We start from the raw sequence: 16325 nt of genomic DNA on the forward strand, positions 1-16325 counted from the left end.
CGCAAGCCGCCAGGGCTTTTGCGCCTCCGTCTCCGCCTGAGCGTTTTGACCCTCGCGCTCGCGGAGGCTCCACCCGCCGGATACTCGGGGGCGGAGCCTCCGCGGTCACGGTTGCTTGTCGGCTTGGCCGGCGGTCACAGCTCCTTCGCGTAGGTGTCCTGGTACGCCGCCCTCCCTCCGAACACGTTCAAACCGATGTGTCCGCTCGTGTACGTCGTGTCCGTCACGTCGATGATCCGCTTGCCGTTGAGGAACACCTGGATGCGGTCGCCCTCGGTGAGGATGCGGACGGGGTAGCTCGTGCCGTGGCGGACCAGGGCCGGGACGCGGGCGAGGGCGGCGCCGTCGTCGAAGTAGCCGTTGGCCTTGGCGACCAGGCGGATCACGCGTAGGTCGGGGTCGATGTTGAGGCAGTAGGCGTCGGCGCCGTCGGAGGAGGCGCGCCAGAGGAGGGAGAGGGCGCCGCTCGTGTCCGGGGCGGGGCCGCCGAGCCGGACCAGAGTGGTGAGGTCCAAGTCCGTCGCCGTGCGGGCCGAGATCGCGTGGGAGTCCTTGTCGAAGCTTCCGGCGCGGCCCGCGCTGTCCGTCGACCAGCGGCCGGCGGGGGTGATCGTCAACTTGCCGAGGTCCGAGCGGAATTCACCGCCGCTCGGGGCGGCCACCAGCGGCTTCACCCGATCCACCAGGCGGAAGGTGCTGTCGAGCCTGTGTACCTTGAGCGACTCGATGTGCGCGGTGCCGCCCTTGGCGTAGAAAGCCATGCCGTCGGCGTCCGGGCCGGGGAAGATCAGGCTGGTCACGGCGGCCTGTCCGTCCGCGCTGAATGCCTCGACCGAGGACGAGTCGACGTACACGCGCAGGGTCGCGCGGCCGTCGGTCGTCTTCATCGGCGCGGTCGTGCGGCCCGTGAAGTACTGCGTGAAGTCGCTCAGGCCCGATGCCGAGCGGTCCACGAACAGCTCCTGCGCCTCGGCGTCGTATCCGACTGTCGTGTGCTGCTCGTCGTCGGTCCGGAGCCGGAAGCCGATCTCCCTGGCAGTACCAAGGGTGATCTCGGCCTCGATCTCGTAGGCGATGCCCCGGACTCCCGCGAGCGGGTTCGCGGAGTCGGGGCGGACGGCGAGGTCCTTGCGGGTTGTGGTGGACGTGCGCAGCGTGACCAGCTCCGGGACCGGGCGCTGCGCCAGGCGTACGCCGTCGGCGGTGTCCGTGAGGGTCAGTTCGCGGGGGGTGCTCAGCTGGCCGTTCCAGCCGCCGGTCGGGGCGCTGAAGGGGTAGTCCCAGTTGCTCATCCAGCCGAGCCAGACGCGGCGGTCGTCGGTCAGGCCGTAGAAGGACATGGCGGCGTAGTAGTCACGGCCGGAGTCGGCGCGCAGGACCGTGCCGGCCTTCTGGTCGGGAGCGAAACCGGTGCCGTTCCACTCACCCGTGAAGTACTGGGCGGCCGAGCCGTTCGTGGCGCGTACGGCACCGGTGCTCAGGGTGAGGACCCACTTCACCTTGTCCTTGTCGCCGTCGACGGGGAGCGGGAAGAAGTCGGGGCACTCCCAGACGCCGGGTGTGGCCCAGTCGCCGTAGCCGAAGGAGCTGACCTGGGTCCAGGTGAGGAGGTCGGTGGAGGTGAAGAAGCGGATGTGGTCGCCGCCGGAGACGACCATCAGCCACTGTTCGTGGGCCTCGTCGCGGATGACCTTCGGGTCGCGGAAGGTCCAGTCGGCGTCTGGGCCGCCCGGGTTCTGCACGGCCGGACTCGAGCCGCCGTGCAGCTGCCACGATCGGCCCTTGTCCTTGCTGTACGCGATGCGCACGCTGGCGTTCCCGCCCGGCTTGTCCGGGTGGTAGCTCGTGTAATAGGCGATCAGGCCCGAGCCGCCCTCGAAGAGACCGGAGGTGTCGTCGGCGTCCACGACCGCGCAGCCGGTCCAGCAGTGGCCGTAGGCGTTCCAGGGCAGGGCGATCGGCAGGGGCTGCCAGTGGACGAGGTCGGTGCTGACCGCGTGCGCCCAGCGGCCCTCGTCCTGGTGGAAGAGGTGGTACTCGCCGTCGTGGTGCAGCAGGCCGCAGGGGTCGCTGGTGGATCCGGTGAGCTGGGAGTAGTGGTACGTGGGGCGGTACGGCTCGGTGAAGTAGTCGGCGGTGCTGTGGACTTCGACGTTCTGGAAGTACGACGTCCCGTGCGCGGCCGCGGTGCCGAAGGCGGCGCCCTTGGTGCGGGACACGCGGGTCTTGAGCGCGCGTACGCCGTCCACGTACACCTCGATGGTTCTGCCCGTCGCGCGGGCCTCGACGCGGTACGTGCCTCCGGCCGTGATGCGCCGGACCGGGCCGGAGGCGGAGGCGAGGCGGGTGCCGGAGGAGCGGTCCAGCAGGGCGACGGCGTTGCGGCCGGCTTCCAGGCGGGCTTCGTAGCCGCCGGAGCCGTTCGCGGACGCGCGCAGGACGAGGCCGGCCGAGGAGGAGCGGTCGCCGGGTGTGATGTCGGCCCTCGCCACCAGGTCGCCGTCGGCGAAGGGGGCCGTGCGCAGGCCGTTCTCGCCGCGGATGCCGCGCAGGTCCGGGGTCCAGGTGCCGGAGCGGGCCGTCCAGCCCTGGAGGCCGGTGGCGAGGTCGGCCGCGGCGATGTCCTCGAAGGACACCTCGCCGGCCGAAGCCGTGACGGCGAGTCGGCCCTTCGTGTGGGTGGAGTCCTGGGCGGTGATGACGGGGCTGTAGCCGTCGGGAGAGAGGAAGTTGGTCTGCCAGTGCACGCGCAGTTCGTCGTGTTCGGCTTCGACGCGCAGACGGTAGACCGTGTCGGCCTTGATGGTGGTCGCGTAGGTGCCGAGGGTGACGTCGCCATCGATGCGGTAGAGCCTCAGCCTGCCCTGGTCCGCTTCGACTTGGACGCCGTAGCCGCGCGTGGCCTTGGCGTCGGTGCGCACCAGCAGTGAGGCGATGGCGGAAGCGTCGTGCAGGAGCAGGTCGGCCTGGAACGCGGTGTCGTACGTCTTGGTCGTGGTGAGGGCGCGGGCGGTGGCTCCCTGGGTTGGGGCCGCGCGCCAGCCCAGTGGACTCGCCGTCCAGGTGCCGCCGCTCGTGGTCCAGCCGGTGAGGTTGGTGGTGACCGAGGAGAGGGAGGGCGGGCCGAAGGTGACCTTGCCGCCCTGGGCGAGCAGGCCCACCGAGCCGGTGTCGTGGCGGTGGTCCTCGGTGTGGAGAAGCCGCTTGCCGTCGACATGCACCGTCAGCTCGGGTCCGTCGACCGCCACTTCGAGGTCGTAGGGCTTTCCGGCCTGCGCGCCCGGAAGTGGAGCGGTGGCGAGTGTGTCGCCGCCGGCCAGGTCGTAGAGCCGTATGCGGGAGCGGCCGGGGTCGAGGGCGACCGCATATCCGGTCGAGCCGTCGAGGGCGGCCCGGAACACCAACGCGCCTACGGCGGAAGAGGATTGGGGCGTGACGCGGGCCGCGTACGTGCCTTTGGCCGCGAGTGGCTGCTCGGACAGGGCGAGGGCGGGCCCGCGGCGGCCGGCGGTCGCCGTCTGGCCGCCGTCGGAGGTGCGGGTCCAGGTGCCGGTGACGGGGATGGGGTCGGGGATCGGGGTGGCGGCGGGGGCCGCTCCGGTGGTGCTCGGGGCGGCGGCCTGTGCTGCGGGGAGGATGCCTCCGAGAGGCAGCAGGGTGGCGGCGGTTCCTCCGGCGAGCAGGAGGGTACGGCGGGACACGCTCATGGCAGCTCCTGATGAGAACAGGGGAGGGTGGGCCACGGCCCGGGGGGACGTCCACCCCTCGGGCCGTGGTCGTGTGTAAGACGGTCACGGCCACAGCGGCCGGGGTCCGTCGGTCAAGGCCGACGCCATCTGCCAGGCTTCGAACCGCTCCAGGGCCACATCGCCGTCGGCACCGATACCGACGCCGACTGCCTCGTCCGGGCGGGTGGGGTAGATGCGGGCGGTGAGGGGTCGCCCGTTGGCGAAGATCTCCAGTGCGGAGTGGTCGACGAGGACGCGCAGGTCGACCCGACCCTCGGGGCCCAACGACAGGTCGCCGTAGCGGGGTTCGGTGTCGACCGTCGGGTCGAGGCTGCTGGTCTCGCGGTGCAGACGGAGGGTGCCGTCCGTTCCGTCGTGCGACCGGCTCACCTCCACGACCGTGCGTTCCGCGCCGTCCGGTGTCTCGCGGAGCACGAGCCGGACGGTCGCTCCGGGGGCGAGACGCAGCGTCGTCTCGATGTCCAGCTGGTCCCCGCGCACGGCGGGCAGCGGGGTGTACGGGTCGGCCAGCCGGCCCGGAGCCACCTCTACGCGCTCCCGCCGCAGCTCGGTCAGCTCCGGCACCGGGGCCTGGTGCAGGCCGCCGTCCGTGGCGAGCGTGACGACCCTCGGCAGGGACATCACACCGCACCAGCCGGCCTGCGCGTTCGCCTCGTCCGTCCGGCCCTCCTGGAGCCAGCCGAACATGATGCGGCGGCCGTGCTCGTCACGGGTGGACTGGGGGGCGTAGAAGTAGCGGCCGCCGTAGTCGAGGCGATGGAGGGCGGTCGGGGTGAAGGTGTCGCCCTGGTAGCGGCCGGTCCAGTACAGGGGGTGGTGGGTGGTGCCCCCGTCCCAGGCGGAGAAGACCAGCACGTCGGTACTGCCGGCCTCCTCGTCCTCGCCGAGCCGGAAGAGGTCGACGCACTCCCACATCGTGCCGGTCCAGTCGAGCTCGCCCTGGTTCTGCGAGGCGTCGCCGGTCAGCAGGGGGCCGACGTAGCGCCAGCTGCGCAGGTCGTCGGATTCGTACAGGAAGGCCGTTCCGCCGACGCCCCGGATTCCCGAGCCCACCAGCTGACGCCACACCGTGTTCTCGCCGGAGCCCTCCCGCCAGACGCAGTGGTCGCGGAAGGCCGTGATGTCGACGCCCTCCGGCGGGGCGGTGATGACCGGGTTGGCCGAGTCCTTGGTCCAGTACGTCAGATCCGCCGATCCCCTGGCCACGCAAGGGAGTTCATGCTCGCCGTGCCTGCCCGAGTAGACGAGCGTGGGCACCCCCCCGTCGTCCACCAGGACACCGGACCAACAGCCGTCGCGGTCCGGGCCGTCCGAGCCTGGCACCAGGGCGACTGGCTCATCGGCCCAGTGCACGAGGTCGGTACTGGTGGCGTGGCCCCAGTGGATGCGGTGGTGGGCGGCGGCGAGCGGGTTGTACTGGTAGAAGAGGTGGTAGACGCCGTTCCAGTGACTCAGCCCGTTGGGGTCGTTGAGCCAGCCGCCGGGCGAGGTGAAGTGGAAGCGGGGGCGGTGGGGGTCGCGCAGGGCGCGCTCGGCCAGCCCCTCGGCGGTGGGACTGCCGGAGGGGAGGGTGAGGTCGTGGGTCATACGGCGGTGGTCTCCGCTTTCTCGGTGTCGTCGGTGGCCTCGCTGTCCGGCCGGTCGGTGGCCTTGAGGACGCGGCGGGCGATGTCGGAGGCGGGTGCGCGCAAGTGGCAGCGCACCCAGTGGGGCTGTCCGTCGTCTTCGCCGACGATGTGGCGGACGGGCTCGGTGCGGCTGCACGTGCCGTCGTCGCCATAGGGGCAGGACGTGGGGTTGAGGATCGCCTCGCGGAGCTTGGCGCGCTCGACGGGGTCGTAGCTGCCGGCCCGTTCGGGGTCGGGTACGGCGGACAGCAGCAGGCGGGTGTAGGGGTGGGCGGGGGCGTCCATGACGGCCAGTGCGTCGCCGCCCTCGACGAGTTCGCCGGCGAACATGACCATCGTGGTGTCGGCGAGGTAGCGGGCGGAGCCCAGGTCGTGGGTGATGTAGAGCATGGCGATGTTCCGCTCGTCGCGCAGGCGCCGCATCAGGTTGAGCACGCCGACGCGCACGGAGACGTCCAGCATCGACGTCGGTTCGTCGGCCAGGATGAGGCGCGGTTCCACCGCCAACGCGCGAGCGATGGAGACGCGCTGACGCTGGCCGCCGGAGAGTTCGTGCGGGTAGGACTGGAGCATGTCCTCGGTCAGGCCGACCGTTTTTATCAGCTCGCGCAGCGCCTCTGGTGTGGCGGAGTGGCCGTGCAGGACGAGGGCCCGGGTGAGGAAGTGCTCGATGCGGTGGACGGGGTTGAGTGAGCCGAAGGGGTCCTGGAACACCATCTGGACCTTGCGGCGGTACGCCCGTGACGCCCGGCGCCGCTCGGTGCGCAGGACGTCCTCGCCGTCGAGCAGCACCTGTCCGGCGGAGGGCTGTTCGAGGCGGGCGAGACAGCGGGCGATGGTGGACTTGCCGCTGCCGGACTCGCCGACCAGGGCGGTGATCCGGCCGGCCGGGAGATCGAAGGAGACGTCGTTGACGGCTCGGACGCGGCGCCGGGAGAAGACGGTGCCGACCTGGAAGTCCTTGGTCAGACCGCGTACGGACAGCAGGGGCTGGGTCATCGCGGGGCTCCCTGGGCACTCTGGGCCGCCCACCGGCCGGGGGCGATCTCGCGCAGGTCGGGGATGTTCATGGAGCAGTCCGAGCGGTCCTCGGGACAGCGGACGTGGAAGCCGCAGCTGTCGGCGGTGCGCGGGGCGTCGAAGAGGCCGGTGAGTTCTTGGCGCGGGCCGGTCAGCGGCGGGAAGGCGTTCATCAGCGCCTCGGTGTAGGGGTGGAGCGGATGGGCGAACAGGTCCTTGGCGTCGGCGAGTTCGACGATCCGTCCGCCGTACATCACGCCCATGCGGTCCGACAGCTCGACCATCAGGGACATGTCGTGGGTGATGAAGAGGATGGAGAAGCCCAGCTCCCGCTGGAGGTCGCGGATCTGCGCCATGATCTCCTGCTGCACGACCACGTCGAGCGCGGTGGTCGGCTCGTCCATGATCAGCAGCCGGGGGTGGAGTGCGACTGCCATGGCGATGACGACGCGCTGGCGCATGCCGCCGGAGAGCTGGTGCGGGTACGCCTTCAGCCTTCCCGGGTCGATGCCGACCAGCTGAAGCAGCTCGCCGGCCCGCTCCCGCGCGGCCCGCTTCTTCAGCTTCTCGTGGGTGGTGAAGATGTCGACGATCTGCTCGCCGATGGTCAGGACGGGGTTGAGCGAGTTCATCGCCGACTGGAAGACCATGGCGATCTCCCGCCACCGGAAGGCGCGCAGCTCGCGTGCGTCCAGGGCGAGGACGTTGCGGCCCTGGAAGCGAATGCTGCCCGCGGTGATTTCCGCCGGGGGCTTCAGCAGTCGCATCACCGCGTTGGCGATGGTCGACTTGCCGCAGCCGGATTCTCCGGCGAGGCCGAAGATCTCTCCGGCTCCGATGGAGAAGGAGACGTCGTCGGCGCCCACGACGGTGCGTCCGTCACCGCGGTATTCGACGCGCAGGCCGTTCACCTCAAGTACGGGTTCCATGGCTCAGCCCCTCCTTTCACGCCGGGCACGGCGGCTGCGCAGCCTGGGGTTGGTGATCTCGTCGACCGCGTAGTTGACCAGCGCGAGCGCGAACGCGACGAGCGCGATGCACAGTCCGGAGGGGACGAAGGCCCACCACGTGCCGGTCATCAGCGCGCCGTCGTTGCTGGCCCAGTACAGGTTGGTGCCCCAGCTGACGACGCTGCTGTCGCCGAGGCCGAGGAACTCCAGGCCGGCCTGGGCGCCGATGCCGAAGATCACGCAGCCCAGCAGCGTGGTCATCACCACGGACGCCATGTTGGGCAGGATCTCGCGGAACATGATCCGCAGGGGGCGCTCGCCGGTGACGACGGCGGCGGCCACGAAGTCCTTGCCGCGGATCGACTTGGCCTGCGCGCGCAGGACCCGGGCCGAGCCCGCCCAGCCGGTGACGACGAGCACCAGGATCACGGTCGAGGTCCCGGGCGGCAGGAACGCGGCCAGGATGATGAGCAGCGGGAGGCCGGGCAGCAGCAGGAAGATGTTGGTGACCAGGGTCAGCGCGTCGTCCACGATACGGCCGAAGTACGCGGACGCCAGGCCGACGAGGATGGCGACGCCGGTCGCCACAAGGCCCACGGTGAAGCCGACGAAGAGGGAGCTGCGCGCACCCCACAGGGTGAGGGCGAGCACGTCCTGTCCCTTGGCGGTCGTACCCAGCCAGTGTGCGGCCGAGGGTGCCTGGCTGCCCGTGGAGTTGATGAGCGACGGGTCGCCCGGTGCCAGGACGGGCGCGAGCAGAGCCAGCAGCGCGAAGAGAGCGAGCAGGATCAGCCCGGCCAGCGCCTTCTTGCTGTCGATGAGCTGGCGCAGCAGTCCGCGGCGGCGGGACGTGCGTGCGGGGATGGTCGGCGTGGTGGCCGTCGCGATGTCGATGGCGGTCATGTCGGCAACCTCCTCAGCGGACGCGGACGCGCGGGTCGAGGCGGACGTAGACGAGGTCGACGAGGAAGTTCGCGAGCAGCACCGCGGCCGTGATCGTCAGGAAGATGCCCTGCATCAGCGGGTAGTCCAGGCCCTGGACGGCCATCAGCAGCTGGTAGCCGATGCCGGGGTAGGCGAACACGACCTCGGTGAGCAGGGCGCCGCCGATGACGAAGCCGAGCGCCATGCCGAAGTTGGTGACGGAAGGCAGCAGCGCGTTGCGGGCGGCGTAGCGGAACATGATCCGCGAGGGGCTGAGGCCCTTGGCCTCGGCCATCGTGATGTAGTCCTCGGCCGTCGTGGCGATCATGGTGTTGCGCATGCCGAGCATCCAGCCGCCGATGGAGACCAGCACGATGGTCAGCGCCGGCAGCACCAGGTGGGTGGCGACGTTCGAGAGGAACTCGCCGTTGAAGCCGGGAGTCAGGCCGACGTCGTAGGCGTGCCGCATGGGGAACCAGCCGAGGCTCACCCCGAACAGGTACAGCGCGCCCATGGCCAGCCAGAAGTACGGGAACGAGCCGACGAAGATCAGCAGGGGCGGGAAGGCGGAGTCGAGGACGCCGCCGCGCCGCCAGGCGGCGACGATGCCGAGCAGGTTGCCGAGCACGGCCGCGATGACGAGCGCGACGCCGCCGAGGAGCAGGGTCCAGCCGATCTGTGAGCCGATCACGTCGGAGACCGGGGTGGGAAAGCGGGTGATGGAGATGCCGAGGTCGCCGGTGAAGACGCTTTTGACGTAGGAGACGTACTGCTCCCAGAGTGGGCGGTTGTCGAGGCCGAAGAGTTTCCGCAGCTGGGCTATCTGGTCGGGCTGCATGGTGCCCTGGGCCTGCGCGAACATCCGGGAGACCGGGTCGCCCGGCATGAAGCGCGGGAGAACGAAGTTCAGGGTGATGGAGGCCCAGAAGGCGAGCAGATAGAACCCCAGGTTGCGCAGGATCAGACGCACGGGTCGTGCTCCCTGTCGGTGGGGGGTGAACGTGTGGCTCGGTGCGCGGGGGCGGCCGTCCGGGGAGGAGGGCGGCCGCCGGTCCGCGGGCGGCGTCAGCTCTTGACGGGCTTCAGCGACGTGAGCACGAGGATCGTGCTGCCGTTGCGGTTGCCGAGGGTGGCGTACGGGTTCTCTTCGGTGGGCCAGCCGGTGAAGCGGGCGTCCGTGTACGCGCCCCACTCGGGGCCGGTGAACAGCGGGACGACGGGCGCGTCCTTTTCGTACAGCTCCTGCAGGCCGTTCATCTGCTCGCGCTGCGCACTCTCGTCCGTGGCGGCGGCGAAGGCGTCGATGAGCTTGTCGGCCTTCTTGTCGCCGAAGCGGTGGTAGTTCTCCGTGGCCTGCTTGCCGACCGGCTGCACCATCTTGGTCGACATCACGCCGCGGAAGTACTCGTACGGCGTGGCGCCGTTGTTGCTCCACACGATGCCGGTGTCGAACGTGCCGGTGTTGTACGACGCCGAGACCGCCGACCAGTCGGGCGTCTTCACGGTGGCGGTGATGCCGACCTTCGCGAGGTTCTGCTTGATGATGTTGGCGACCGAGATCCAGTCGGAGGAGGCTGAGCCGACGGAGATGTCGAGCGTGAAGTCCTTGCCGTTCTTCAGCTTCCGCTTGCCGCCGCTCTCCTCGTAGCCGGCCGCATCCAGCGCCTTGGCCGCCGCGTCGGTGTCGTACTTCGTCCAGGTGCAGGACGCGGCGAGCAAGGTGTCACGCCACTTGTCGTACGTGCGGGCCAGGCCCGTGCAGTCGGCGGGTTCAGCGTAGCCGTTCATCGCGACCTTGGTGATCTGGTCGCGGTCGACGGCCATGCTGAGGGCCTTGCGCACCGCCGGGTCGTCGAAGGGCGCCTTGGTGGTGTTCAGCTGCCAGTTGATCATGGCGCCGGTGGCCGGGAACCAGTAGTGGTTGTGCTTCTTGTCCTTGGCGACGAAGGACTTCTCGATGTCCGGGATGAACGACTGCGTCCAGTCCACCTCGCCGTTGGTGAAGGCGATGTTGGCGCTGTCGTTGCCGGAGAAGGCGAGCATCTGGATACCGGCGATCCGCTGCTTGTCCGGCTGCCAGTAGTCGGGGTTCTTGCGCAGCTCGTACGACTGGCTCTGGAACTTCTCGATCTTGGTGTACGGGCCGGTGCCGACCGGGTTCGGGTTGGTGAACTTCGCCGGGTCCTTCACCTTGGACCAGATGTGCTTCGGCAGGATGTAGTGGCCGCTGATCTCGTAGAAGGCGGTCGAGAACGCCTTGTTGAAGGAGAACTTCACCGTGTGGGCATCGACCGCGGTGACCTTGTCCAGGTAGTCGAAGCCGCCGAGCACCTTCTTCTGGAGCTCGAAGGTGTAGACGACGTCGTCGGCGGTGAGCGCCTGGCCGTCCGACCACTTGACGCCCTCGCGCAGCGTGAAGGTGAGGGACTTGCCGTCCTTGGCCTGCTCCCACTTGGTGGCCAGCCACGGCGTGTCCTTGGCGTCCGCCATGCTGTGCACCGCCAGCGGCTCGTAGACCGCCTGCAGGGTCATGGGGGCGGCCTGCGGGGAGAGCGGGTTGAAGTTGCGCGTGAACGTCGCCAGATCCTCGCGCGGGATGGTGAGCAGCTGGTTGCCGGAGGTGTCACCGGCGCCGGAGGTGCCCGAGCCACCCGTACAGGCGGACAGGACCAGGGCCGCGGCGGCGGTCACGGTGACCGCTCTCAGGACGGCTCGGGGCCGCCGTGAAGGTATGCGGGAGGGTGCCATAATGGAGACTCTTTTCCTCTCTTCAACACACAGGGCGAAGACGGGATGGGATTCCTCGGCGGACTGATTAGCGGTCAGACCGACGAGCGTTCGAGCAGCGGGCAGTCGATCGTCACCTGACGGGTGTCGAGCGGCTGCCCCGCTGCGAGAGCGGCGAGCATGTCGATGCCCTTGGTGCCCATGGCCTCGAAGGGCAGGGCGAGCGTCGTCAGCTTCGGCCGCAGATAGGCGGCGATGAGTTCCTGGTTGTCGAACCCCACCACGGCCACGTCGTGCGGGATGCGCAGCCCACGTTCCTTGATCGCGTCGTACGCGCCCATCGCCATCCGGTCGTTTCCGCAGAACAGCGCGGTCGGCCGGTCGCCGGCCGGGCGGTCAAGGAGTTCGCAGGCGGCGGTATAGGCGCTGTCCGCGGTGGCCCAGCCGGGGACGACGAGGGAGGGGTCGGGGGTGATCCCGGCCTCGCGCAGGGCACGTTCGTGCCCCTCGCGCCTGCCGATGGCCGCCGGGATCGCCGGGTCGAGGTTGATGAACCCGATGCGGGTGTGACCGGCGTCCAGGAGCCGGCGGGTCGCCTTGTAACCGCCCGACACCTCGTCGGGCAGGATGCACGGCAGCTCACCTTCCGCGTCGTAGCAGTTGACGAGCACCGTCGGCACCTCCCGGGCGGCCTTGGGGAGCGTGACGGCCCGGTGCCAGGTCGTGGCGTACAGGAGCCCTTCCACCCGGTGTTCCAGCATCTGGTCGAGCGCGGCGGCCTCCTGGGCGGGGTCGCCCTCGCTCGCGGCGATCAGCAGGAACCTCCGATCGCCCCAGGCGCGGCTCTGCGCACCCGTGATCACCTCGGTCGCGAAGGGGCCGGTCACGATCTCGGTGATCAGCCCGAACCATCCGCTGCGGTTCGCGGCCAGCGCCCGCGCCCCGGCGTTGGGCCGGTAGCCGAGCTCGTCGATCGCCTCCAGGATCCGCCGACGGGTCTCCTCGGGGATGGCGGCGCCGGGCTTGTCGTTGAGGACGAAGGAGACGGTGGTCCGCGAGACACCCGCGTGGCGCGCCACATCGCTCATGGTCACGCGCTGCGTCCTGTTCGTGGCCACTTCCAGTCCCTTTCGGCCGTCCGGCGGTGAGACAGCACCTCCGGTTTCGCGCTTTAATAACGCGCGTTACTTCCGTGTTGCAGGGAAGTTACGTGCGTCTTGAGCGGCATGTCAATACCTGCGCATGGGCCACATCAGGCCACCGGCCCGGTGCCCTTCGCCCCCCGCGCTCTTCCCGAGAGAGGCAACCAACCACCATGGCCCGACCCCAGGCCCCCAGCAGCGTCACCGTCCTCGGCGAGTGCGTCGCCGAGGCTTTCACCGACCCCGCCCGGTCCAGCTCCGATGAACTCGCGCTGCGCGCCCTGCACGGTGGCGGCCCCGCCAACACCGCCGTCGCCCTCGCCCGGCTCGGTACCCGGACTCGTTTCCTCGGGCGGTTCTCCCACGACGTCTTCGGCGCCCTCTTCCATGCCCGCCTCAGTGCCTCCGGCGTCGACCTGACCGGCAGCGTGACCGCCGCCCCCGAGCCCAGCACCCTCGCCGTCGCCGACCTCGACGACTCCGGCCAGGCCACCTACACGTTCTATGCCGACAGCGCCGCCGACTGGCAGTGGACCGACGACGAACTCGCCGGCGCCCGGCTGGACGATGCGGCCTGCCTGCACACCGGCTCCCTGGCGCTGATACAGCAGCCCGGCGGCAGCCGCATCGAGGACAATCTCGCCAGGGCGCGCGAGCACGTCACCGTGTCCATCGACCCCAACGTCCGGCCCCTGCTCGTATCGCCCTCCGTCTACCGCGAACGGCTTCCCCGCTGGTGCGCCCTCGCCGACATCCTTCGCCTCAGCGAGGACGACCTCGCGCTGCTCCTGCCCGGCGTCGGCCCTGAGGAGGCGTGCGACACCTGGCATGCCGCCGGCGCGCGCCTCGTCGTCATCACCTTCGGCGGGCGCGGCGCCCTTGCCTCCCTAGACCGGGTGTGAGTAGTTGCGGTACAGAAAGTGCCGCTGAGATTGATCATGGTCGGCTAGCACGCGGGATGCGGCTGCCGCTGGGGTTCGCGGAAAGGCCGCTGGGCAGCCGTTGACGCTGCCTACGGTCCCAGTCGTGCCGGTGGAGTTTCTGACTGATGAGCAGGCCGAGGCGTACGGGACGTTCACCGAGGTGCCCACGCGCCCGGAGCTGGAGCGGTTCTTCTTCCTCGACGATGACGACCGTGACCTGACCGCGCTACGGCGTACAGACGCGCACCGGCTGGGCATGACGGTGCAGATCTGCACGGTCCGCTACATCGGCCGGTTTCTGGCCGATGATCCGCTGGCGGTGCCGTGGGAGGTCGTGGAGTACCTGGCCGGGCAGCTCGGCATCGAGGACACGTCGTGCGTGAAGCGGTATCCCGAGCGGCGCAGGACGCCGTACGAGCATGCGGAGGAGATCCAGGAGCGGTTCCGGTACCGGGACTTCACCGACCGGCGGTGGGGGCGGGAGTTCCGCGGGTTCCTGTACGGGCGGGCGTGGACGCACGCGGAGGGGCCGGTGGCGCTGTTCAACCACGCGGTGACGTGGTTGCGGAAGAACCGGGTGCTGCTGCCGGGGGTGTCGGTGCTGGCTCGGCAGGTGTCGGAGGCCCGCACGGCGGCCGAGCGGCGGCTGTACGAGGCGGTGGCCCGTGCCGCGCATCGGGCCGATCCGGCGCTCGCGCCGGCGCTGGCGGAACTGCTGGTGGTGCCGGAGGGCAAGCGGGTCTCGGAGCTGGAGCGGCTGCGCACGCCGCCGGTGAAGTCGACGGGCACCGCGATGGTCCGGGCGATGGAGCGGGTGGAGGAGATCTCCGCGTTCGCGCTGGGCCGGGTGAACCTGTCCCGAGTGCCGGTGAACCGGCTGTCCACGCTGGCCCGGTACGGGCAGCTCAGCAAGGCGCAGACCATCGAGCGGGCGCCGGAGCCGCGGCGGACCGCGCTGCTGACGGCGGTGGTGCGGCAGCTGGAGGCGCAGGCGATCGACGACGCGCTGGACCTGTTCGCGGTGCTGATGGCGAACCGGCTGATCAGCCCCGCGCGGCGGGCCTCGGAGCGGGAGCGCCTCGCGATGCTGCCGCAGCTGGAGAAGGCGGCCCGCATCCTGGCGAAGGCGTCGAAAATCCTCACCGAGGAGCTGGACCTGGTCGCCGAGCACGAGGCGGACCTGGACGTCGCGGCGCTGTGGGCGGCGGTGGAGGAGGCCGTGTCGCGTACGGCGGTGGCCAGCGCCGTCGCGACGGTGGAGGTCCTGGTGCCCGAAGACGACGGGTCGGCCGAGGCAGCGATGCGCGAGAAACTCGGCCTGCGCTACAACACCGTGCGCCCGTTCCTGTCCCTGCTGGGCGAGTCGGAGGCGCTGAACGCGGCCCCGGCCGGGCGGCGCATCCTGAAGGCGGTGCGTCGCCTGCCCGCGCTCTCGCGCCGCCGGGTCAAGGACCGGCCGCTGCTGCCCCGTGAGGTCGACGCCGACCTGGTGCCCGCGATGTGGAAGCGGGCGGTGTTCTCCAACGCCAAGCTGCCCCAGGGCGCGGTCGACCGCGACGCGTACGTGGTGTGTGTGTGCTGGAGCAGCTGCACCGTGCCCTGAACCGGCGCGATGTGTTCGCGGCTCCCTCGAACCGGTGGGCCGATCCGCGCGCCCGGCTCCTGGACGGTCCGCGGTGGGAGGCGATGCGCACGGACGTGCTGGCGGGCCTGTCCCTGACGGAAGACGCCGGCGAGCACCTGGCCCAGCTCGCGCGCGGGCTCGATGCGGCATGGCGGCAGATGGTTGACCGCCTGGAGGAGGCCGGCGCCGATGCGAAGGTGGAGATCGTCGTTCCCGAGGGCGGCGGCCGGGCCCGCCTGTCGGTGGACAAGCTCGGCGCGGTGGGCGAACCGGAGTCGCTGATCTGGCTGAAGACCACCACCGAGGCCATGCTCCCCAGGATCGACCTGCCGGACCTGCTGTTCGAGGTCCACTCCTGGACCGGGTTCCTTGACTCCTTCGGGCACGTCTCCGACCGGCGCACCCGCATGGAGGGTCTACTCGTCTCCCTGGTCGCCCTGCTGGTCTCGCAGAGCTGCAACATCGGGTTGACCCCGGTCATCGACCCGAACAACAAGGCGCTGACCCGCTCGCGCCTCTCGCACGTCGACCAGAACTACGTGCGCGCCGACACCATCGCCGCGGCGAACGCCGCGCTGATCGGCGCCCAGTCCGCGATCGAGCTGGCGCAGATGTGGGGCGGCGGGCTGCTCGCCTCCGTCGACGGCCTGCGCTTCGTCGTCCCGGTCAAGAGCATCAACACCGGGCCCTCGCCCAAGTACTACGGCTACAAACGCGGCGTGACCTGGCTCAACGCCGTCAACGACCAGGTCGCCGGAATCGGCGCGATGGTCGTACGCGGCACCCCGCGCGACAGCCTCTACACCCTGGACACCCTGCTCAACCTCGACGGCGGCGTGAAGCCGGAGATGGTGGCCACCGACAACGCCTCGTACTCCGACATGGCGTTCGGCCTGTACAAGATGCTCGGCTTCCGCTTCGCCCCGCGCTTCCGTGACCTGGCCGATCAGCGGTTCTGGCGGGCCGACCTGCCTGACGACGACGGGGAGCCGGCCGCCGGATACGGGCCGCTGGAGGACGTGGCCTGCAACAAGGTCAACCTGAAGAAGATCGCCACGCACTGGCCGGACATGCTCCGTGTCGCCGGGTCGCTCATCACCAATCAGGTCCGGGCCTACGACCTGCTGCGGATGTTCGGCCGCGAAGGGCACCCGACCCCGTTGGGGGCGGCGTTCGCCGAGTACGGGCGGATCGACAAGACCATGCACCTGCTCGCTCTGGTCGACCCGGTCGATGACACCTACCGGCGGCTGATGAACCGGCAGCTCACCGTCCAGGAGTCCCGCCACCGGCTCGCCCGCGCGATCTGCCACGGCGGCCGGGGCCAGATCCGCCAGGCGTACCGCGAGGGCCAGGAGGACCAGCTGGCCGCCCTCGGGCTGGTCCTCAACGCCGTGGTGCTGTGGAACACCCGCTATTTGGACGCCGCCGTGGCTCGGCTCCGCGCCGAGGGGCACGACATCAAGGACGAGGACATCGCCCGCCTCTCCCCGCTCAAGGACCGGCACATCAACTTCCTGGGCCGGTACCTCTTCAACATCACCGCCAGCGGCCCAGACCAGGGACTGCGGCCCTTCCGTGATCCAGACGCGCCCGAGGACGGTGACGAGGAGGGGTAGCCCCCGGAATGTGTGGCCG

General features: G+C 70.2%; 8 protein-coding genes and 2 pseudogenes. 2 read left to right on the forward strand and 8 right to left on the reverse strand.

All coding sequences use genetic code 11. The features are described 5' to 3' along the window. Positions 1 to 134: 134 nt before the first annotated feature. From OHB56_RS14075 to OHB56_RS14110, 8 genes are all read right to left on the reverse strand, one after another. Positions 135 to 3707, reverse strand: coding sequence for a GH32 C-terminal domain-containing protein (locus OHB56_RS14075; RefSeq protein ID WP_406353597.1), 3573 nt, complete (start codon positions 3705 to 3707; stop codon positions 135 to 137). Between the two features lie 84 nt (positions 3708 to 3791). Next, positions 3792 to 5336 carry a glycoside hydrolase family 32 protein gene (locus tag OHB56_RS14080; protein ID WP_406353598.1) on the reverse strand — a complete coding sequence of 515 codons (1545 nt, stop codon included), beginning with the start codon at positions 5334 to 5336 and terminating at the stop codon, positions 3792 to 3794. Further along, positions 5333 to 6376: an ATP-binding cassette domain-containing protein gene (locus OHB56_RS14085; protein WP_332427345.1), complete on the reverse strand. Its 1044-nt coding sequence runs from the start codon at positions 6374 to 6376 to the stop codon at positions 5333 to 5335. The genes OHB56_RS14080 and OHB56_RS14085 overlap by 4 nt, the downstream gene beginning before the upstream one ends. Continuing rightward, positions 6373 to 7326: an ABC transporter ATP-binding protein gene (locus tag OHB56_RS14090; RefSeq protein WP_406353600.1), complete on the reverse strand. Its 954-nt coding sequence runs from the start codon at positions 7324 to 7326 to the stop codon at positions 6373 to 6375. The genes OHB56_RS14085 and OHB56_RS14090 overlap by 4 nt, the downstream gene beginning before the upstream one ends. Positions 7327 to 7329: 3 nt before the next feature. Further along, the gene (locus OHB56_RS14095; RefSeq protein WP_055627281.1) at positions 7330 to 8250 is read right to left on the reverse strand and encodes an ABC transporter permease; all 921 of its coding nucleotides are present in this window, start codon (positions 8248 to 8250) and stop codon (positions 7330 to 7332) included. A 13-nt stretch (positions 8251 to 8263) separates the two neighbouring features. Continuing rightward, positions 8264 to 9241: an ABC transporter permease gene (locus tag OHB56_RS14100; RefSeq protein WP_055595802.1), complete on the reverse strand. Its 978-nt coding sequence runs from the start codon at positions 9239 to 9241 to the stop codon at positions 8264 to 8266. 95 nt (positions 9242 to 9336) lie between these two features. Then, the gene (locus tag OHB56_RS14105) at positions 9337 to 10962 is read right to left on the reverse strand and encodes an ABC transporter substrate-binding protein (protein ID WP_406353602.1); all 1626 of its coding nucleotides are present in this window, start codon (positions 10960 to 10962) and stop codon (positions 9337 to 9339) included. Positions 10963 to 11093: 131 nt separating this feature from the next. Beyond that, positions 11094 to 12086, reverse strand: coding sequence for a LacI family DNA-binding transcriptional regulator (locus tag OHB56_RS14110; RefSeq protein WP_326756987.1), 993 nt, complete (start codon positions 12084 to 12086; stop codon positions 11094 to 11096). A gap of 227 nt (positions 12087 to 12313) precedes the next feature. Between OHB56_RS14110 and OHB56_RS14115 the strand changes: the two are divergent. Both OHB56_RS14115 and OHB56_RS14120 read left to right on the forward strand, forming a co-directional pair. Further along, positions 12314 to 13033: pseudogene (locus OHB56_RS14115) on the forward strand (PfkB family carbohydrate kinase); the annotation flags it as partial. A 133-nt stretch (positions 13034 to 13166) separates the two neighbouring features. After that, positions 13167 to 16306 (forward strand): annotated as a pseudogene (locus tag OHB56_RS14120) (Tn3 family transposase). Positions 16307 to 16325: the final 19 nt, after the last annotated feature.

It is taken from the genome of Streptomyces sp. NBC_01635 (genome assembly GCF_045209715.1).
GTDB lineage: Bacteria > Actinomycetota > Actinomycetes > Streptomycetales > Streptomycetaceae > Streptomyces > Streptomyces hirsutus.

Bases quoted from the DNA above. Each gene is read 5' to 3' on its own strand.
- OHB56_RS14085 (WP_332427345.1), bottom strand. From the start codon at position 6,376: ATGACCCAGCCCCTGCTGTCCGTACGCGGTCTGACCAAGGACTTCCAG.
- OHB56_RS14080 (WP_406353598.1), bottom strand. From the start codon at position 5,336: ATGACCCACGACCTCACCCTCCCCTCCGGCAGTCCCACCGCCGAGGGG.
- OHB56_RS14110 (WP_326756987.1), bottom strand. From the start codon at position 12,086: ATGAGCGATGTGGCGCGCCACGCGGGTGTCTCGCGGACCACCGTCTCC.
- OHB56_RS14095 (WP_055627281.1), bottom strand. From the start codon at position 8,250: ATGACCGCCATCGACATCGCGACGGCCACCACGCCGACCATCCCCGCA.
- OHB56_RS14090 (WP_406353600.1), bottom strand. From the start codon at position 7,326: ATGGAACCCGTACTTGAGGTGAACGGCCTGCGCGTCGAATACCGCGGT.
- OHB56_RS14075 (WP_406353597.1), bottom strand. From the start codon at position 3,707: ATGAGCGTGTCCCGCCGTACCCTCCTGCTCGCCGGAGGAACCGCCGCC.